Genomic DNA, 18,694 nt, shown 5'->3' on the forward strand with positions numbered 1-18,694 from the left:
ACCCCCCGACCCCCTCCTCGGCGAGGAGGGGGAGAAGGACGCACAAATAGCCCCATCCTCTTCAGAGGAGGGGGTTGGGGGTGGTGCGAAGCCTTGCACAAACGCCGCCTCCCACCGCCCAAAACCCCAAGGTTCCCAAGCCCCGACAAATTCGCTATCGGCCCGGCATGACCACCGATAGCCCCGTTGCCGCCCAGACGCTGTTTGCCACTTATGCCGGCGTGATCGATGCCGCGCTCGATGCGCTTGTTGCCAAGGGTGCGCTGCCCGCAGGGCTGGCGCGCGGGGCGGTGACCTGCGAACCGCCGCGCGATGCGAGCCATGGCGATCTGGCGACCAATGCCGCGATGGTCCTGGCCAAGCCCGCCGGCACCAATCCGCGCGCGCTGGCTGGGTTGCTGGTGGAGGAACTGGCGGCCCATCCGCGCGTGGCCAGTGCCGAAATCGCCGGGCCGGGCTTCATCAACTTGCGCCTGGTCGATGCGGCTTGGACCGACGAACTCGCCCTGATCGGCGCGGCGGGGGGCGACTATGGCCGCTCTGCGCTCGGTGGTGGCAGCACGGTCAACGTGGAATATGTCTCGGCCAATCCCACCGGCCCGATGCACATGGGCCATTGCCGTGGCGCCGTGGTGGGCGATGCCCTGGCCGCGCTGCTCCAGTTCGCCGGGCACAAGGTGATCAAGGAATACTACGTCAACGATGCGGGCGCGCAGGTCGACGTGCTCGCCCGTTCGGCACACTTGCGCTATCGCGAGGCGCTGGGTGAGGACGTGGGCGCGGTGCCCGAGGGGCTCTATCCGGGCGACTATCTCGTGCCGGTGGGCCAGGCGCTGGCCGCCGAATTCGGTGACCGCTTTGTTGGCGCCCCCGAAAGCGAATGGCTGGTGCTGTTCCGGCAAAAGGCCGTGGCCGCCATGCTGGTGATGATCAAGGAAGACCTTGGCAAGCTGGGCATCGTCCACGACCTGTTCTCTTCGGAAGCCGAGCTTCAGGCCGCCGGCAAGCCCGAGGCGGCCGAAGCCTGGCTGCGCGCGCACGACCTGGTCTATGACGGTCATCTGGAAGCGCCCAAGGGCAAGACGCCCGAGGATTGGGAGCCGGTGGAACTGCCGCTGTTCCGCTCCACCCGCTTTGGCGATGACCAGGACCGCCCGATCAAGAAGTCCGACGGCAGCTGGACCTATTTCGGCGCGGATCTGGCCTATCACTTCCAGAAGGCCGAAACCGCCGATGCGTTGGTGGACATCTGGGGCGCGGACCATGCCGGCACGGTCAAGCGGATCAAGGCCGCGGTGGCCGCGCTGACCGGGGCGGAAGGCGCCAAGCCAAAGCCCTTCGAAGTCAAGCTGGTACAGATGGTCCAGCTGCTGCGCGATGGGCAGCCGGTCAAGATGTCGAAGCGGGCGGGCAATTTCGTCACCCTGGCCGACGTGGTGGAGGAAGTGGGCAAGGACGTGGTGCGTTTCACCATGCTGACCCGCAAGCCCGACGCGCAGATGGACTTCGACTTTGCCAAAGTGGTGGAAGCCTCGAAGGACAATCCGGTGTTCTATGTGCAATATGCCCATGCCCGGATCAGTTCCACCCTGCGCAAGGGCGCGGACCTGGGCTGGGCGCCGAGCGCGGCCAACCTCGACCGGCTGGGCCAGGAAGAACTGGCCGTCGTCAAGCTGGCGGCGCAGTTCCCGCGCATCGTCGATGGCGCGGCCGTTGCGCGCGAGCCGCACCGTATCGCGTTCTTCCTCTATGACCTGGCCGCCGCGTTCCATGCCTATTGGAACGTGGGTAACGACAAGCCCGAAAAGCGGTTCATTGTGGCACAGGATAAGGACCTTACCGAGGCCCGGCTTTTCCTGGCCGCACAAATCGGGCAGGTTGTGAAGAACGGGCTGGCCATCTTGGGGGTTGAGGCCGCGCAGGAGCTTTAAGGTAATGGTGAACGGCGATCAGCACGACAATCCGGGGCACGATGGGGCGGGGCAGGGCACGCAAGCCCCGGCGCTGGACCTGGGCACGGAAGAACGCCTGCCCTGGCTGGAAAGCGCCGATGATGTGGACCTTGAGGAAGAAGGCCCCGACGACGGCCGCCTGATCGGCTTTGGCGTGTTGGCGCTGATCCTGCTCGCCGCGATCGTGGGCGGCATTTACTGGGCCACCCACCGCAACGCCGCGCCCGCCGCGGCCGATGGCAGCCTGATCGAAGCGAGCAAGGAACCCTACAAGGTTGCCCCCAAGGATCCGGGTGGCAAGACCTTCCAGGGCACCGGCGATTCGAGTTTCAAGGTGAGCGAGGGCGAACGCCCCACTGCCGCCCTGGCCGCCAAGGATGCGCCCGCCGCGCCCGCGCCCAGTGCCAGCCCGGCCGCCAAGCCGGCAGACAAGCCCGCCGAAAAGGCCGCCCCGGCAGCGGCCCCGGTCAGCGGTGTGGGCGTGCAGGTTGGCGCGTTTTCCAGCCAGGCTCTGGCCGAAACCGGCTGGAACAAGCTGGTCGTGGCGCACGAAAGCCTCAAGGGCGTGAGCCATCGCGTGATTGCCGGCAAGGCCGACATCGGCACCGTCTATCGCCTGCAAGCCGTGCCCGGTGACGTGGGCGCCGCCAACGCGCTGTGCAACAAGCTGCAGGGCGAAGGCGTGAAGTGCCAGGTGAAGCGCTGACAGCGGACTGACGGCAGGCCTTTGGGCTTGCCATGCCGCGCAAATTTCGGGATGGCAGGGGCATGCTTCCTGCCATTTTCGGGCTTTCCGGCCCTGTTCTCACCGCTGACGAGCGCGCCTTTTTCCTGGATGCAGACCCGGCCGGCTACATCCTGTTCGGCCGCAACGTGGAAAGCCGCGACCAGCTGCGCGCGCTGACCGATTCGTTGCGCGACCTGCACGGGCGCGAGCGGCTGCTGATCTCGATTGATCAGGAAGGTGGCCGGGTGGCGCGGATGAAGCCGCCGGTCTGGGCGGCCTATCCCCCTGGTGAGGCATTCGACCGTCTCTATGACGTGGCCCCGGCCAGCGCGATCGAGGCGGCGCGCGCCAATGCGCAAGGCTTGGGCATGGACCTGGCCGAAGCCGGGATCAGCGTGGATTGCCTGCCGCTGCTCGATGTGCGGCAGGTGGGCGCGCATGACGTGATCGGCGATCGCGCTTTGGGCAAGGAGCCGCTGCGCGTGGCGGCGCTGGGCCGCGCCGTGCTCGATGGGCTGGCGCGGGCCGGGGTGGCCGGCGTCGTCAAGCACATGCCCGGCCATGGCCGCGCCTTGGCTGACAGCCACAAGGAATTGCCCACCGTCACCGCGAGCGAGGCGGAGCTGGATGCCGATCTGGCGCCGTTCCAGGCCCTGGCCAGCGCGGCCATCGGCATGACCGCGCATGTGCGCTTCACCGCGTGGGACGCCGAACTGCCAGCCACGCTGTCGCCCTTCGTGGTGGGTGAAGTGATCCGCCGCCGCATCGGCTTTGACGGCCTGCTGTTGACCGACGATCTCGACATGGAGGCTCTGGCCGGGACCGTGCCCGAACGCGCGGCGCGGGCACAGGCGGCCGGGTGCGATATCGCGCTCAATTGCTGGGCCAAGATGCCGGACATGATCGGGATTGCTGCGTCGCTCGCACCGATGAGCGACGCAACCGCCAAGCGGCTGGAACGCGCCTTGGCACCGACCGCGCCGGCCGCCGTGCCGCGTGACGGGGCCTTGCAGGCAGAGCTGGTGGCCCGGCGCGACACGCTGCTGGCGCTGGCCTGATCCGCCATGGCCGAGGGCGCGCCAGGGGAGGATGACGGCGGCTGGGACGGCCTTCCCACCGCCGTTGCCGCCAACGATGCGCTCTATCTCGATCTCGATGGCTGGGAAGGGCCGCTCGACCTGCTGCTCGATCTGGCCCGGCGGCAGAAGGTGGACTTGCGCCGCATTTCCATTCTCGAACTGGTGGACCAGTACCTGGGCTATATCGACCGGGCCGAGGCGTTGAAGCTGGAACTGGCCGCCGATTACCTGGTGATGGCCGCGTGGCTGGCCTATCTCAAGTCGCTGCTGCTCTTGCCGCGCGATCCGGACATGCAGCCCAGCCCCGAGGAAATGGCGCTGCGCCTGCAATTGCGGCTGCAACGCCTGGGCGCGATGCGCGAGGCCGGCGCCCGGCTGATGGCGCGGGACCGGCTGGGGCGCGATGTCTTTGCGCGCGGCGCGCCCGAAGGGATCACGCTGGCCCGCCGCGCGCGCTGGCAGATGGATCTGTTCGGCCTGATCCAGGCCTATGGCCAGGTCCAGCATCGCAACCGCCCGGTGGTGCACATGGTGCGCGAGCGGCCGGTGATGACGCTCGATACCGCGCTGGCGCGCATTTCCGCCCTGCTCGGCACCAGCCTGGAATGGCGCGACCTGCGCGCGTTCCTGCCGCCGATGGCCATCAACAGCGATGCCGATCGGCAACTGGCGCGCTCTGCGCTCGCTTCAAGTTTCCTCGCCGCGCTCGAACTGGCCAAGCAAGGCCGGGTGGAACTGGTGCAGGAGGAATGCTTTGGCCCGCTGCTGGTGCGGCCGATTCGATGCCGGCCGCTTTCATGACGGCGCCCGACGATCTGCTGCGTGGCGTGGAAGCGACGCTGTTTGCCGCCACCGAACCTTTGCGCGCCGACGAGATTTCCCGGCACCTGGGCGGGGCAGACGTGCGGCCTGCGCTGGCCGCGCTGACTGAGCATTACGCCGGGCGCGGCATTCACTTGGTGGAGCGGGGCGGGCGCTGGCATTTCCAGACCGCGCCAGACCTGGCGCACCTGTTGCGGCGCGAGAAGGAAGATGTGCGCCGCCTGTCGCGCGCAGCGACCGAGGCGCTGGCGATCATCGCCTATCACGAACCCGTCAGCCGGGCGGAAATCGAGGCGATCCGTGGCGTGCAGACTGCCAAGGGCACGCTCGACGTGCTGATGGAAGCAGGCTGGGTGCGCATTGCCGGGCGGCGCGAAGTGCCGGGGCGCCCCACGATCTATGCCACCACTCCCGCGTTCCTCACCCATTTCGGGCTGGCGAGCCGGGGGGACCTGCCGGGCATCGGCGAATTGCGCGCGGCTGGCTTGCTCGATCCGGTCGATGAAGCCTATGCCGTGCTCACCGGCAGCGGCGAGGATGCTGCCGATGATGGCGATGAAGACGAGGCCGGGGCCGACTAAACGACAAGAATCGCACTGCCCGCTGGCGAAGAGCCGGAACATCCCCTATCTGGGCAGGCCAAAGGAGAATTTGAAATGGGTGGCCTTTCTCTACCGCACCTGATCATCCTCGCGCTGGTCGTGCTGATTCTGTTCGGCCGTGGCCGCATTTCCGAAATGATGGGTGATTTCGGCAAGGGTATCAAAAGCTTCAAGCAGGGCATGAACGAGGAAGCCGATCGTCCGGTAACCCCGCCGCCCGCGCAGATCCAGCAGACCCCGCCGCCGGTGACCCCGCCTGTAACCCCGGTTGCGCCCCAGGCGCCCGTCCAGCAGCCCGGCGATCATCAGCAAGGCCCGCAGGCCTGATCTACCCGCCAAGACAGGCCGACGAGATAGGGCTCACTGCTGATGTTCGATATTGCCCCGTCCGAATTGCTGCTGGTCGTCATCGTGGCGATCGTGGTGATCGGGCCCAAGGATTTGCCGCTTGCGCTGCGCACCGCCGGGCGGTGGATCGGCAAGATGCGCCGCGTTTCCAACCACTTCCGTTCCGGTATCGAAACCATGATCCGCGAGGCGGAACTGGCCGAGATGGAAAAGAAGTGGCAGGAGCAGAACGCCCAGATCATGGCGCAGAGCGCGGCCGCTAGCGCTGCCGAAGCGCCCCATGCCGTGGCCGACCAGCCCGCGCACCCGGTCGATCCGGTGCTGGCGCCCCATGCGCCGACCGAACCGGCGATCGCACCTGCGCCCGCGCCTTTGCCGCCGCCGCCCGAACAGCTTCTGCCGGTGGAACAGCGCGGCGCGCGCCCGCGCGGCCCGCAGCCCGATAGCGTCAAGTCCGACGCGGAAACCCCGGCATCGACGGGACCAGTGAACACGGGGCACGAGTGATTCAGATTCGCGATATCGATGAAACCCAGGCGCCGCTGCTCGATCACCTGATCGAACTGCGCACGCGCCTGTTGCGCTGCGTCTATGCGCTCGCGCTGACGTCGGCGATCAGCTACTATTTCGTCGACGCGATCCTGGCGATCCTGGTCCACCCGCTCAGCCTCGCGTTTCCCGCCGGGCATGGCCGGCTGATCTATACCAAGCTCTATTCGGCGTTCTTCGTGAACCTGAAAGTGGCGCTGTTTTCCGGCTTCCTGCTCAGCTTTCCGGTGATCGCCAACCAACTTTGGGCCTTTGTCGCGCCGGGGCTCTATGCGCGGGAAAAGCGGGCCTTCCTGCCTTTCCTGATCGCCACGCCGATCCTGTTCGGCATGGGCGCCAGCCTGGCTTACTTCGTGGTGATGCCCACCGCGTTCAAATGGTTCGTGGGTTTCCAGGGCAACAAGGGTGGCCTGCAATTGGAAGCCTTGCCGGGGATCGAGGAATACCTGGCGCTGGTGATGCAGTTCATCCTGGCGTTCGGCGTCTCGTTCCTGCTGCCGGTGCTGCTCATGCTGCTCAACCGCGCAGGGATCGTCAGCCGCGATGCGCTGGTCAAAGCGCGGCGCTATGTGATCGTGGGCATTGTGGCGCTTGCCGCGCTGATTACCCCGCCCGACGTGGTGTCGCAGCTGATGCTGGCGATTCCGCTGCTGATCCTGTTCGAAGGCACGCTGATCGTGATGCGCTTCGTCGAAAAGGCCGATGCCGAGGAAAAGGCGCGGGCCGAAGCAGAAGAAGCCGCCGCCGCTGCGGCTGCTGCCGCGCAGCCGGTGGGCGAACCCACGCAACTGCTGCCTTGATCCAATTGGGGTGGGGGCCATTGCTGGCCCCCACCGTATCTTGCACTTCGAGGGAGTTTCATGCGCGGAGGGATTTTTTCCGCTGCCCGCATGGCCGTGCCCAGATGAGAAAGCGGTGCGAGGGGACAACACCGTCTGGGCCTGGCAACGCAGCGCCGGGATGAGGGGGGAACCCAGCGCCTTCCGCGTCGGGCGATGTAACGACCCTCAGCCCTTTTTGTTTCCATCCTTGTCGGCCGGGGCGTTTTCCGAGTTTGCCGGCCAGACCTTGCCCCCGCCCACCCAGGTTTCGCGCACTTTGGTGCGGCGGATCGCATCGGGCGTGGCGGTCAGCGGATCGGTATCGACCAAGATGAAATCGGCGCGCAGGCCAGGGGCCAACCGGCCGAAACGGCCTTCGGCAAAGCCGGCATAGGCGCCGCCCGTGGTATAGGCCGCCAGGGCCTGGGCCGGGGTGACCACTTCCTGTGGCTGCCATCCGCCCGCTGGCTGGCCATCAGGGCCCTGGCGGCTGATCGCGGCGGCAAGGCCGGCAAAGGGATCGGGCAACTCCACCGGCGCGTCAGACCCGAACGCCAGCTTGCCGCCGGCCTTGGCAATGGATTGCCAGGCATAGGCGCCGGCCAGCCGCTGCGGGCCCAGCCGCGCCTCGGCCATCAGGCGATCGGATGTTTCGTGCACCGGTTGCATCGAGGCGATCACCCCGTTGCGGCCAAAGCGCGCGATATCGACCGGATCGACGATCTGGGCATGTTCCACCCGCCAGCGCCGATCGCCCTTGTAGGTGGCGGAAAGGTCCTCGATCGAAGCGAGCACGGCGGCATTGGCCGCGTCACCAATGGCGTGGACCGCAACCTGGAACCCGTCCATCGCCGCCCGGCTCATCAGGTTGCCCAACTGGGTGTCATTCATCCGGGGCAGGCCGCGCGTGCCCGGCGCATCGGCATAAGGTGCCTTGAGCCAGGCCCCGCGCGAACCCAGCGCGCCGTCCATGAACAGCTTGACCCCGCCCAGGCGCAAGCGATCGGCGTAAAGCCAGGGCGTGGGTTCGCCCCCGGCGATCAGCGCCATCTGATCGGTGCCCATGGCATAGGCCATGATCCGCACATAGAGCTGGTTCTTGTCACCCGCCCGGCGGAAGGCCTGCCAATCCTCGATGCTCGTGCCCATGTCGGCCACCGCGGTCACGCCGCGCTGGAACAGCAGCGATTGCGCCTTGGCCAGCGCGGCATCGCGATCGGCCGCGCGGGGAGCGGGCAGGCGCGGGGTGAGCAGGCCCATGGCCGCGTCGACCAACACGCCGGCGGGCGTGCCATCCGGGCGCCGGTCGATCGCGCCGCCATCGGGCGCCTTGCTGGCGGCGGTGATCCCGGCGGCCTTGAGCGCGGCGCTGTTGGCCCAACCTGCATGGCCATCCACGCGTTCGAGCCACACCGGCCGATCCCCCACCACCGAATCGAGTTCAGCTGCGGTGGGATAGCGGCTCTGGCCCGCGCCATCCTTGAGGCCCCATTGCTCCTGGTTCCAGCCGCGGCCGGTGATCCAGGTGCGATCGGGGTGCGCGGCGGCATAGGCCCGGATCGCGTCGAGCGCCTCTGCCAGCGAATGCGTCTCCGACAGGTCCAGGGTGAGCGCGGCCAGCCCGATGTCCATGATATGGACGTGGGCGTCGATCAGGCCGGGCAGGATCACCTGGCCCTGGCCATCGACGTGATAGCCAAAGCCCTTCTTGGGCAGTTTGTCACCGGGGTGGAAAACCTGGCGGATCGTGCCTGAACGGTCGAACAGCAGGCCGATGACCTGCTCCACCTGGCCATCGGCGCCGATGGTTTCGCCGTGGACATTGTCCACCAGCGTATCCGTGGATGGGGCCTGGGCAGCCTGTGCCAGGCCGGGCAGGGCACAACTGGCCAGAAGCGCGGCGAGTGCCGCCAGCGAGGCGCGGCTCATGCCGGTTTCTGCCCACGCAGCGGCAGGCGGCGGATCAGTGCGCTGGTATCCTGGCGCCCGCCGCCCAAGGCCTGCACATCGGCATAGAACTGGTCGATCAACGCCGTGGTAGGCACGCTGGCGCCCAGGCCGCGCGCTTCCTCGATGGCCAGGCCCAGGTCCTTGCGCATCCAGTCCACGGCAAAGCCGAAGTCGAACGAATCGTCGGCCATGGTGTCCCAGCGGTTGTCCATCTGCCAGGATTGCGCCGCGCCGCCCGAAATCGCCTCGAACACCTTGTCAAGGTCGAGATGCGCGGCCTGGGCAAAGCGCATAGCTTCGGAAAGGCCGGCGATCGTCGCCGCCAGGCACATCTGGTTGACCATCTTGGTGGTCTGCCCCGCGCCCGATTTGCCCACGTGGACCACGCGCTTGGCATAGGCGGAAAGGATCGGGCGGGCCGCGGCGATCGCCTTGTCGCTGCCGCCGCACATGATCGACAGCGTGCCGTTTTCCGCGCCCGATTGCCCGCCGGTGACGGGCGCGTCGACGCACAGGAGTTCCTTGTCACGTCCCTCAACGGCAATCTGCCGGGCAATGCGGGCCGAAACCGTGGTGTGGTCGATCAGCACGGCGCCGGGCTTGAGCGTGGCGAACGCGCCCTGCGGGCTCAGGACCACGTCGGCCAGGTCATCGTCGTTGCCCACGCAGGTGATCACCGCGTCCACGCCTTCGGCGGCCTCGGCCGGGCTGTTGGCCACGCGCGCGGCCAGGCCGGGATTGGCGGCCAGCCAGGCTTCGCGCCGGGCGTCGCTGCGGTTGAATACGGTCAGGCGGTGGCCGGCCTGGCCCAGGTGCCGGGCAATCGGCCCACCCATGGTGCCAAGGCCGATGCAGGCGATGGAAAGTGATTGCGTCATGGCCCATGTGTTTAGCCGGTTTGCGCAGGCGCGCCAGCCCTCCCTTGGGGCTCGTCCCGGCACGCGGAAACGGTTTCTTTGCGCAGCCCTTTGTATTAGGGGCAGCATCCATGGAAAACCTTGTCCACAAGCTCGCCCAGCAGCCGGCGCATGCCCAGCTGTCCCTTGCCGACGTGCACGCGGCGGCCGGGCGAATTATGGGCAAGGTGGTGCGCACCCCCACGCTGCATAGCCAGACGCTCAGCCGGATCACCGGCGCCGAGATCTACCTCAAGTTCGAAAACCTGCAATTCACCGCCGCCTACAAGGAACGCGGCGCGCTCAATGCCCTTCTCCTCCTGTCCGAAGAACAGCGCGCGCGCGGCGTGATCGCGGCGTCGGCCGGCAACCATGCCCAGGGCCTGTCGTATCACGGCACGCGGCTGGGCGTGCCGGTCACGATCGTCATGCCCCGCACGACGCCGGCGGTGAAGATCATGCAGACCGAAAGCGTCGGCGGCAATGTCGTGCTCGAAGGGGAAACCTTCGACGATGCCTATGCCCATGCCCGCCTGCTCGAGGTGGAGCGCGGGCTGACCTTCGTGCACCCATTCGACGATCCCGCCGTTGCGGCCGGGCAGGGCACGGTGGCGCTGGAAATGCTGACCGACGTGCCCGAGATCGACATGCTGGCCGTGCCGATCGGCGGGGGCGGGCTGTTGACCGGCATGGGCACGGCCGCGCGCGCGATGAAGCCGGGCATTGGCTTGGTGGGCGTGCAGGCGGCGCTGTTCCCGTCGATGTACGACAAGCTCAAGCACCAGACGCTGCCCTGCGGCGGGGATACCCTGGCCGAAGGCATCGCCGTCAAGGAACCGGGCAAGTTCACCTCGGCGGTGCTCGAAACCCTGCTCGACGATATCGTGCTGGTCGATGAAGCCGCGCTCGAATCGGCGGTGGCCCTGCTGCTGCAGATCGAAAAGACCGTGGTCGAAGGCGCCGGCGCGGCCGGGCTTGCCGCCGTGATCGCCAACCGGCGCATGTTCGAAGGGCGCAAGGTGGGCATCGTGCTGACCGGCGGCAACATCGACACGCGCCTGCTTGCCAACGTGCTGCTGCGCGATCTGGCCCGTTCGGGCCGGCTGGGCCGGCTGCGCATCGTGCTGCAGGATCGCCCTGGTGCGCTCTACAGCGTGGTGGAAGAGTTCAACCGCCACCAGGTCAACATCCTGGAAGTGTGGCACCAGCGCATCTTTACCTCGCTGCCGGCCAAGGGGCTGACGGCCGAGATCGAATGCGAGGCGCGCAACCGTGAGCAGATCGACCTGCTGGTGCGTTCGCTGCGCGACCGCGGCTATGACGTGACCCAGGTGGAACTGGCCTAACGCACCGCCGGCCTCACCCGCGGCCGGCTTGAATCCGTTAACCCGTGCCGGGCAGGCTGTCCTGCCTTGGCACGGGATCGGACGGCCCCGTGAAAATCAGCACCGAAATGACGGCGCAGGCTTGTCGGTCAATCGGCTTTCGTGGTTAACACGCTTTAACCCAGGGCCATGCCGGGGCACGGCTATGGGCAAGACGCGCGCCGGATGGTCCGGCTTCGCGACAAGGAACTGCTCTTCGCCGTGACAGCGCCTGTCCGCTTCCCTCGCTTCTTCGTCACCAGCCCGGCCCCGTGCCCCTATCTGCCCGGCCGGCAGGAACGCAAGGTCTTCACCGAGTTGAAGGGGCCTGGCGCCGAGGAGCTGAACGATGCGCTGAGCCGCATCGGTTTCCGGCGCAGCCAGACGGTGGCCTATCGGCCATCGTGCGTCGATTGCACGGCCTGTGTGTCGGTGCGGGTGGTGGCGGGGGCCTTTCGCCCATCGGCCACACAACGGCGCGATCTGCGCCGCAATGGCGATCTTGTGGTGACAGCGTGTAAACCGTGGTCCACTGCGGAACAATTCGATCTGCTTCGGCGTTATCTCGCTGCCCGGCATCCGGGCGGCGGCATGGCCACCATGGACGAGATGGATTTCGCGGACATGGTGGAACATACGTCGGTGAAAAGTTATGTGATCGAATACAGGGAGCCCACTGCCGATGGCAGCCCGGGCAAACTGGTGGGGGCCTGCCTGACCGATCAGCAGGGTGATGGGCTCTCGATGGTCTACAGTTTTTACGATCCACATCACGAAACGCGCGGCGGGCTTGGAAACTTCATCATTCTCGATCACATCCTCCACGCACAGAGGATCGGCCTGCCCTATGTCTACCTCGGCTATTGGGTCGAGGGATCGGCACGGATGCAGTACAAGATCCGCTATCGCCCGATGGAGCGTCTTGGCCGCGATGGCTGGTGTGCATTCGAGCCTGAGGCGCAAGCCCAGGCCATCGATCGCCTGGGGCAAACCGATGGTGCCGATGGCCTGCCGACCAAGCCCGAGCTTTCTGCCCAGCCTGTCAGCGCCAGCGTGGCGCAAGGGTTTCCTCCACTCTGACGTCTTCGGGCCATCCAACCTGGCGCGCGCGCTTGCCGCGCTGGGGGTGGGTCTGGGGGCCGTTCTCGGGCCGCTGCCCGCACTGGGCCAGTCGCGCGATGCCGATCCCGCGCTTGAAGCGCTGATCCCCGATTCCGCGATCGACAACCCGCAGGCCTGGGCACGCGACACCGATGCCGCCCGCGCGACGGTGCCCGATGTTTCCACCCTGATCAGCCCCGATCCGCTGCCGGCGCTGCCCGCCATGCCGGGCATCACGCTCGATTGGCCTGACCAGGCCGATCTGCCCGCAATCGAGCCGCTCACGCCCGATCCCGATATCGCCGATGCCCAGCAGCAGGCCAAGGCCGCAGGGGCCGCGCTGGAAACCGATGATTCGGCCCAAGGCGTGCGGATTGCCAATGCCGCCCTGGTGCGCGTGGCAGACCAGGTCGTGCTCGCGTTTCCCACCGACACGCAAATTCCCGATCGCGATGCCATCGTCGCGCGGTTCAAGGGCCTTTCGGCGCTGGCCACGCTCAAGGACGATGAAGACAACCTGGCGCAGTTGACCCGTCGCGCCAAGAGCGATGCCGAACTGCTGCAGCAGGTGCTGCGCGTCTATGGCTATTACGATCCGGGTGTGACGCAGACGATCGAGCGGCCCGCTACGCCCGGAACCACGACTCCGGCGGCCACCGCCCCGGAAACGGCGAGCAGCAGTGCCGCGACCGGCGCAGCAGCGCCGGCCAAGGCCGAAACCGCCGAGGAGGCCCGCGCCCGGCGTCAGGCAAATCTCGCCAAGTCGGTGGTCCGCTTCGACATTCAGCCTGGGCCGCAATATCGCTTTGCCCATATCGCGCTGGGCGATGTTATGGCCGCAAGCGACAGCGCCAATCTGCGCGCCGCGTTCCACCTCAACATCGGCGATCCGATCAACAGCGACAAGATCCTCACCGAAAAGGACAGCCTCAACAAGGAACTGGGTGAGCGCGGCTATGCCTTTGCCAGCGTGGGCGAACCCGATCTGGTGATCGACCACGAACCGCGGACCGGAGACCTCACGGTGCCGGTGACCACCGGCGGCAAGTACCGCTTCGGCCACGTCAACAGCAACCTGCCGGCCTACCTGAGTTCCCGCCACCTGGAGCGGATTGCCCGCTTCCGCCCCGGCGACATGTACCAGCGCAGCGACATGGACGACCTGCGCGAGGGCATTCTGGCCACCAGCCTGGTGTCCACCGCAACGGTCAAGGCCCGCGAAGTCACGCCGCCCGCCAATGGGCAGCCCGGCGTGGTGGACGTGGACGTGGATCTGACCAAGGCGCCGCAGCGCACGCTGGCGGGCCTGATCGGGTATTCCAGCGGCGAAGGCGCGCGGTTGGAAGGCAGCTGGGAACACCGCAACTTCTTCCCGCCCGAAGGGATGATCAAGTTCCGCGGCGTGCTCGGCACGCAAGAGCAGCTGGCCGGTTTCACCTTCCGCCGCAACAATTTCCACGAGCGGGACCAGGTTCTTACCGCCGATCTCTATGCCCAGACCATCCAGGTTCGCGCCTATGACGCCAACACCATTTCGGCGACGGCAAGCCTGGAAAAGCAATCCACGCTGATCTTCCAGAAGCCGTGGACCTATTCGTTCGGCATCCAGTTGATCGGGACGCAGGAAACCACCAGCACCACCCCGCGCACCACGTATTTCATCGCCGCCCTGCCGCTGCGCGGGGCCTATGATGCCAGCGACAGCCTGCTCGATCCCACCCGGGGTTGGCGCCTTTCGCTGCGCGTCTCGCCCGAGCTGTCCACCACCGACGGCACCAAGTCGAGCTATGTGAAGACGCAAGTGGATGCCAGCATCTATCAGCGCATCAGCAGCAGCGTGGTCCTGGCCGCGCGCACGCGACTGGGGGCGATTGCCGGCACCACGCTCGACAATATCGCGCCGTCGCGGCGGTTCTATGCCGGTGGCGGCGCATCGGTGCGTGGCTATGCCTATCAGCGGGTGGGACCGCTCGATTCCGCCGGGGAGCCGACCGGTGGCCGCTCGTTGAGCGAATTCTCGCTGGAAGCGCGCGTGAAGACGGGTCTGTTTGGCGGCGCGGTGGGCCTGGTGCCCTTCGTCGATGCCGGCACCGTGGGACCAACCGCCACGCCCACGCTGTCCGGCTTGCGCCTGGGCGCGGGCCTGGGCCTGCGTTACCAGACCAACTTCGGCCCGATCCGTATCGACGTGGGCACGCCCATCAATCCGCGTCCGGGCGATAGCCGCCTGGGTGTCTATATCGCGCTGGGGCAAGCCTTCTGATGGTGCAGGAACCACAGGATACCCCGCCGGCACCAACGCCGGCGGATCAGCCCGCCGCGGCCCGCAGCGCCCCGCAAGGCCATTGGACCGCGCGCTGGGCCCGTCGCCTTGTCACCGCGCTGCTCTTGCTCGCGGCCGGGCTGGGGGCGCTGTTCCTCATTCTGGATTCGGCCATCGGCCATCGCTTCGTGATCGATCGCATTGCCCAGGTCACGCCGGGATCGGGCCTGCGCGTGAAGATCGGGCGGATCGACGGTTCGCTGTTCGGCGCGTCCACCCTGCGCGACGTGGTGATCAGCGATCCCAAGGGCCGCTTCATGACCGTGCCCGAGGTAGAGCTGGACTGGCGGCCGCTCTCGTGGCTGCACAGCGGCCTCGATATCCGCACCCTCGTCTTTCATCGCGGCACCTTGTGGCGCACGCCCAAGATGAATCCGGGCGATCCCAACGCGCCGGTGCTGCCCGATTTCAACATCCGCATCGATCGTTTTGCCCTGGAAGACCTGACGATTGCCAAGGGCATCGTCGGCGATCGGCGGCGTATCGACGTGAAGGCCCGCGCCGACATTCGCAACGGGCGCGCCCTGGTCGACGTGACGGGCAAGCTGGGGGGCCGCGACCGCCTGGTCGTGCACCTCGACAGCGAACCCGATCGCGATCGCTTCGAACTGGCCGGGCTCTATGATGCCCCCAAGGATGGCCTGCTCGCCGGGCTTTCGGGCCTGCGCCGCGATGTGCACATGCGCGTGGCGGGGCGCGGCAGTTTTGCCGATTGGCATGGCTTTGGCTGGGCGCAACAGGGTGGCAAGACCCTGGCGGCCTTCCTGCTCGACAACCGCAGCGGCACTTATCGCCTGGCTGGCCAGGTGTTCCCGGCCGATCTGGTCAAGGGCACGGCGGCGGCTGCTGCCGGTGGCAAGGTCTCGCTCGTCTATCAGGGCACTTTCGCGCAAAGCCGTGCCCAGGGCACCGCCTTTGCCGTTACGCCAACTCTGCGCGCCATGGCGCAGGGCGGCCTTGATCTCGCCAACAACCAGGCCCAGGCGATCAAGGTCAAGGCCCAGGTGCTTCACCCGGAAAAGCTGCTGCCCGATCCGCAGGTGGAAGGCGTGGCGCTGTCGGGCACATTGGATGGCGCGTTCAACGATCTGTCCTTCGAACACCTCGTCACCGTGAAAAGCCTGCGTTCGGGCCAGATCACCGCGCAGGGGCTGCGGACTGCCGGCACCGCGCACTGGGATGGCAAGGCGCTGGTCCTGCCGCTCGACGTGACGGCGCAGGTCTTGCGCAGCGGCCAGGCCATGGTCGACCAGCATCTGGGCGGGGCCCGGCTTCAAGGCGATCTGGTGATGCGCGGCAATGCCCTGTCGGCCGATCCGCTGGCCCTGCATCTCAAGGGCCTGGACGCGCGGCTGACCTTGCGCGGCGACATGGCGCGCGGCGGCTATGCCCTGGCCGGGCCGATCGTGGCCCGCGGCTTTGCCGTGCCCAATGTCGGCACACTGGACGGCACGGCCAAAGTGCTGATCAAGGTGGGCGATCGCCTGCCGTGGTCGATCCAGGCCAATGCCGCCGGGCGCCTGTCGCGCCTGAGCAACGCCACGCTGGCCAATCTGGCGGGTGGCGACGTGCGCTTTTCGGGCAGTGCGCGGATGGGTGGCGCCATTCCGCTCACCTTGCGCAAGGTGTCGGTCAACGCCCCCAAGCTGACGCTGACCATGGACGGCCAGGTGGGCCAGGACGGCACCGCCAGCGTCGTTGGCCAGGGCCGTTCCACCGATTATGGTCCGTTCACCGTCAACGCGCGCCTCGCCAAGGATGGCCCGCACGCGGAACTGGTGTTTGCCAGCCCGCTGCCGGCGGCCGGCCTCAAGGATGTGCGCGTGGGGATCAGCCCGATTCCCGATGGCCTGGGCATCACCGCCCAGGGCCAATCGCGCCTGGGGCCGTTCAACGGGTCGATGGGCCTGTTTTCGCCCAAGGACGGGCCCACCCGGCTGCAGATCCAGTTCCTGCGCGTGTGGCAGACCGATGTGACCGGTGGCCTGGTGCTGGCCAATGGCGGCGTGAGCGGCGATCTGGCGCTGAAAGGCGGCGGGCTTGATGGCACGATCCACCTGGCGCCACAGGATGGCGGGCAGATGGTCAAGGCCTTGATCCTAGCGCGCAATGCCCGCTTTGGCGGGGATACGCCGCTGGCCATCGGCAGCGCCAAGATCGACGTGGATGGCCTGTTTGCCAAAGGCAACAGCACCGTGACGGCCAATGTTACCGCGCAGGGGCTTTCGGCGGGCAAAGTGTTCATCGGGCGCCTGGCGGCCAGCGCCGCGCTGGTCAACGGTTCGGGCAGCGTCACCGCGTCGATCGCGGGGCGGCGTGGCACGCAGTTCGCGCTGCAGGGCACCGCTGCGTTCGAGCCTGACAAGGTCGTCGCCTATGTGGCGGGCAATTATGCCGGCCGCACGGTTGACATGCCGCGCCGCATGGTGATGGAGCGAGAGGGCGAAGGCTGGAAGCTGCAACCCACGCAAGTGACATTCGGCCGCGGCATCGTGATTGCCGAGGGCCATATCCTGGGTGGGCCGACCAAGATCGATCTGAAAGTGGCGCGCATGCCGCTTTCGGTGCTGGATATCGCGGTGGCCGATCTCGGGCTGGGCGGCATCGCCTCGGGCCTGATCGATTACAGCGACGATGGCACCGGCGCGCCGCAGGGCCATGTGGCCATCCAGGTGCGCAACTTCTCGCGCTCTGGCCTGGTGCTCACGTCGCACCCGGTCGATCTCTACCTGATCGGCCAACTCGATGCGGCATCGTTGCAGACGCGCGCCGTGGTCAAGGATGGCGGCGCGGTGCGCGGTCGCCTGCAGGCCGCGATTGCCGATCTGCCGCGCGGCGGCACGCTGACCGAACGCCTGCGCGGCGGCAAGCTCAACGCGCAGGTGCGCTATAGCGGCCCGGCCGAAGCGCTGTGGCGTCTGTCGGCGGTGGAGGCGTTCGATTTCACCGGGCCATTGGGCGCGGTGGCCAATGTCAGCGGCACGATCGATGCGCCCGTCCTCAACGGCGCGCTGGCGGGCAAGGGGCTGCGCTTGCGTTCGTCCCTGATCGGTGCGGACGTCCAGAATGTCGAGGCGACCGGCAGCTTCGATGCCTCGCACCTCTCGCTCCAGCATTTCACCGGCACCACCAGCAATGGGGGTAAAGTGGAAGGCAGCGGCACGATCGACCTTTCGGCGATTGCCACCAAGGGCGTGGGCATCGACCTGCGCCTGGCGGCAAGCAATGCGCAGTTGATCCGGCGCGACGACATGTCGGCCACGGTCACCGGGCCGCTGCGCGTGATCAGCAGCGGCAACGGCGGCACGATCGCCGGGCGCGTGCGCATCGACCAGGCCAGCTGGGCCCTGGGCAAGGCAAGCGCGGCGGCAGACCTGCCCACGATCAAGACGCGCGAAATCAATGCCCCCGCCGATGCTGCGCCAGCCAAGGTTCCCTCGGCGCCGTGGCAGTTCATGATCGATGCGGTGGCCGCCAATCGTGTGGCGGTGCGCGGCATGGGGCTGGACAGCGAATGGGGGGCCGATATCCGCCTGCGCGGCACCACTGCCGCGCCCGAGATTACCGGCACGGCCGAAGTGATCCGTGGCAGTTATGAATTCGCCGGCAAGCGGTTCGATCTCACGCGCGGCAAGATCCGCTTCACTGGTACCACTCCGATCGATCCGCAACTCGATATCGTCGCCACCGGCGATGCCAATGGCGTGACCGCCACGATCACGATTTCCGGCACGGCGGCGCACACCTCCATCGCGTTCAGTTCCACCCCGGCCCTGCCCGAGGAAGAGCTGCTCAGCCGCCTGCTGTTCGGCACCTCGATCACGCAGATTTCGGCGCCGGAAGCCGTGCAACTGGCCTCGGCGCTCGCCAGCCTGCGTGGCGGCGGCGGGGGCGATCCGATCAACAAGGTGCGCAGTGCGATCGGGCTCGATCGCCTGCGTATCGTGGGGGCCGATGCCACCACCGGGCGCGGCACGTCGATCGCCGTGGGCAAGTATCTGGGGCGGCGGTTCTATCTGGAACTGGTGACCGACGGACGCGGGTACAACGCCACGTCGATCGAATTCCGCATCACCCGCTGGCTGGCCCTGCTCGGCACGATCTCCACGATCGGCGATGAACAGGTCAGCGTAAAGGCCAGCAAGGACTATTGATCGGGA

14 protein-coding genes are annotated in these 18,694 nt (G+C 67.3%); 12 read left to right on the forward strand and 2 right to left on the reverse strand.

What is annotated here, in order from left to right:
• The first annotated feature begins 167 nt into the window (after window positions 1-167).
• From argS to tatC, 8 genes are all read left to right on the forward strand, one after another.
• The gene (gene argS / locus FHT19_RS16040) at window positions 168-1,931 is read left to right on the forward strand and encodes an arginine--tRNA ligase (protein WP_169475913.1); all 1,764 of its coding nucleotides are present in this window, start codon (window positions 168-170) and stop codon (window positions 1,929-1,931) included.
• A 4-nt stretch (window positions 1,932-1,935) separates the two neighbouring features.
• Window positions 1,936-2,658 carry an SPOR domain-containing protein gene (locus FHT19_RS16045; RefSeq protein ID WP_169475914.1) on the forward strand — a complete coding sequence of 241 codons (723 nt, stop codon included), beginning with the start codon at window positions 1,936-1,938 and terminating at the stop codon, window positions 2,656-2,658.
• 62 nt (window positions 2,659-2,720) lie between these two features.
• Window positions 2,721-3,737 (forward strand): beta-N-acetylhexosaminidase, encoded by a 1,017-nt coding sequence (gene nagZ / locus FHT19_RS16050; protein ID WP_168556652.1) that lies wholly within the window; start codon window positions 2,721-2,723, stop codon window positions 3,735-3,737.
• Between the two features lie 6 nt (window positions 3,738-3,743).
• On the forward strand, window positions 3,744-4,559 hold the full coding sequence (locus FHT19_RS16055; protein WP_169475915.1) for a ScpA family protein: 816 nt from the start codon (window positions 3,744-3,746) through the stop codon (window positions 4,557-4,559).
• Window positions 4,556-5,161: an SMC-Scp complex subunit ScpB gene (gene scpB / locus FHT19_RS16060; protein ID WP_169475916.1), complete on the forward strand. Its 606-nt coding sequence runs from the start codon at window positions 4,556-4,558 to the stop codon at window positions 5,159-5,161. Before FHT19_RS16055 ends, scpB begins: the two co-directional genes overlap by 4 nt.
• A 75-nt stretch (window positions 5,162-5,236) precedes the next feature.
• The gene (locus tag FHT19_RS16065; RefSeq protein ID WP_246866167.1) at window positions 5,237-5,509 is read left to right on the forward strand and encodes a Sec-independent protein translocase subunit TatA; all 273 of its coding nucleotides are present in this window, start codon (window positions 5,237-5,239) and stop codon (window positions 5,507-5,509) included.
• 42 nt (window positions 5,510-5,551) lie between these two features.
• Complete coding sequence (gene tatB, locus FHT19_RS16070; protein ID WP_169475917.1) at window positions 5,552-6,037, forward strand: Sec-independent protein translocase protein TatB; 486 nt, start codon at window positions 5,552-5,554, stop codon at window positions 6,035-6,037.
• A gap of 5 nt (window positions 6,038-6,042) precedes the next feature.
• Complete coding sequence (gene tatC, locus FHT19_RS16075; protein WP_168556989.1) at window positions 6,043-6,879, forward strand: twin-arginine translocase subunit TatC; 837 nt, start codon at window positions 6,043-6,045, stop codon at window positions 6,877-6,879.
• A 207-nt stretch (window positions 6,880-7,086) separates the two neighbouring features.
• Here tatC and FHT19_RS16080 read toward each other — a convergent pair whose 3' ends face one another.
• Window positions 7,087-8,829, reverse strand: a complete 1,743-nt coding sequence (locus FHT19_RS16080) for an amidohydrolase (RefSeq protein ID WP_169475918.1) — start codon at window positions 8,827-8,829, stop codon at window positions 7,087-7,089.
• Entirely contained in the window at window positions 8,826-9,728 is a 903-nt protein-coding gene (locus FHT19_RS16085; protein WP_169475919.1) for an NAD(P)-dependent oxidoreductase, read from the reverse strand. The genes FHT19_RS16080 and FHT19_RS16085 overlap by 4 nt, the downstream gene beginning before the upstream one ends.
• 110 nt (window positions 9,729-9,838) lie before the next feature.
• On the opposite strand from FHT19_RS16085, the gene FHT19_RS16090 reads away from it, so the two are divergent.
• From FHT19_RS16090 to FHT19_RS16105, 4 genes are all read left to right on the forward strand, one after another.
• Window positions 9,839-11,092 (forward strand): threonine ammonia-lyase, encoded by a 1,254-nt coding sequence (locus tag FHT19_RS16090; RefSeq protein WP_168556658.1) that lies wholly within the window; start codon window positions 9,839-9,841, stop codon window positions 11,090-11,092.
• Between the two features lie 240 nt (window positions 11,093-11,332).
• Window positions 11,333-12,190: an arginyltransferase gene (locus FHT19_RS16095; protein WP_169476176.1), complete on the forward strand. Its 858-nt coding sequence runs from the start codon at window positions 11,333-11,335 to the stop codon at window positions 12,188-12,190.
• Entirely contained in the window at window positions 12,114-14,474 is a 2,361-nt protein-coding gene (locus FHT19_RS16100; protein ID WP_248290510.1) for a BamA/TamA family outer membrane protein, read from the forward strand. The genes FHT19_RS16095 and FHT19_RS16100 overlap by 77 nt, the downstream gene beginning before the upstream one ends.
• Complete coding sequence (locus FHT19_RS16105; protein ID WP_169475920.1) at window positions 14,474-18,688, forward strand: translocation/assembly module TamB domain-containing protein; 4,215 nt, start codon at window positions 14,474-14,476, stop codon at window positions 18,686-18,688. The genes FHT19_RS16100 and FHT19_RS16105 overlap by 1 nt, the downstream gene beginning before the upstream one ends.
• The last annotated feature ends 6 nt before the right edge of the window (window positions 18,689-18,694 follow it).

This window comes from Novosphingobium sp. SG919 (assembly GCF_012932495.1).
Lineage (GTDB): Bacteria > Pseudomonadota > Alphaproteobacteria > Sphingomonadales > Sphingomonadaceae > Novosphingobium > Novosphingobium rhizosphaerae.

Bases quoted from the DNA above. Each gene is read 5' to 3' on its own strand.
- argS (WP_169475913.1), top strand. From the start codon at position 168: ATGACCACCGATAGCCCCGTTGCCGCCCAGACGCTGTTTGCCACTTAT.
- FHT19_RS16045 (WP_169475914.1), top strand. From the start codon at position 1,936: ATGGTGAACGGCGATCAGCACGACAATCCGGGGCACGATGGGGCGGGG.
- nagZ (WP_168556652.1), top strand. From the start codon at position 2,721: ATGCTTCCTGCCATTTTCGGGCTTTCCGGCCCTGTTCTCACCGCTGAC.
- FHT19_RS16055 (WP_169475915.1), top strand. From the start codon at position 3,744: ATGGCCGAGGGCGCGCCAGGGGAGGATGACGGCGGCTGGGACGGCCTT.
- scpB (WP_169475916.1), top strand. From the start codon at position 4,556: ATGACGGCGCCCGACGATCTGCTGCGTGGCGTGGAAGCGACGCTGTTT.
- FHT19_RS16065 (WP_246866167.1), top strand. From the start codon at position 5,237: ATGGGTGGCCTTTCTCTACCGCACCTGATCATCCTCGCGCTGGTCGTG.
- tatB (WP_169475917.1), top strand. From the start codon at position 5,552: ATGTTCGATATTGCCCCGTCCGAATTGCTGCTGGTCGTCATCGTGGCG.
- FHT19_RS16080 (WP_169475918.1), bottom strand. From the start codon at position 8,829: ATGAGCCGCGCCTCGCTGGCGGCACTCGCCGCGCTTCTGGCCAGTTGT.
- FHT19_RS16085 (WP_169475919.1), bottom strand. From the start codon at position 9,728: ATGACGCAATCACTTTCCATCGCCTGCATCGGCCTTGGCACCATGGGT.
- FHT19_RS16090 (WP_168556658.1), top strand. From the start codon at position 9,839: ATGGAAAACCTTGTCCACAAGCTCGCCCAGCAGCCGGCGCATGCCCAG.
- FHT19_RS16100 (WP_248290510.1), top strand. From the start codon at position 12,114: ATGGCCTGCCGACCAAGCCCGAGCTTTCTGCCCAGCCTGTCAGCGCCA.
- FHT19_RS16105 (WP_169475920.1), top strand. From the start codon at position 14,474: ATGGTGCAGGAACCACAGGATACCCCGCCGGCACCAACGCCGGCGGAT.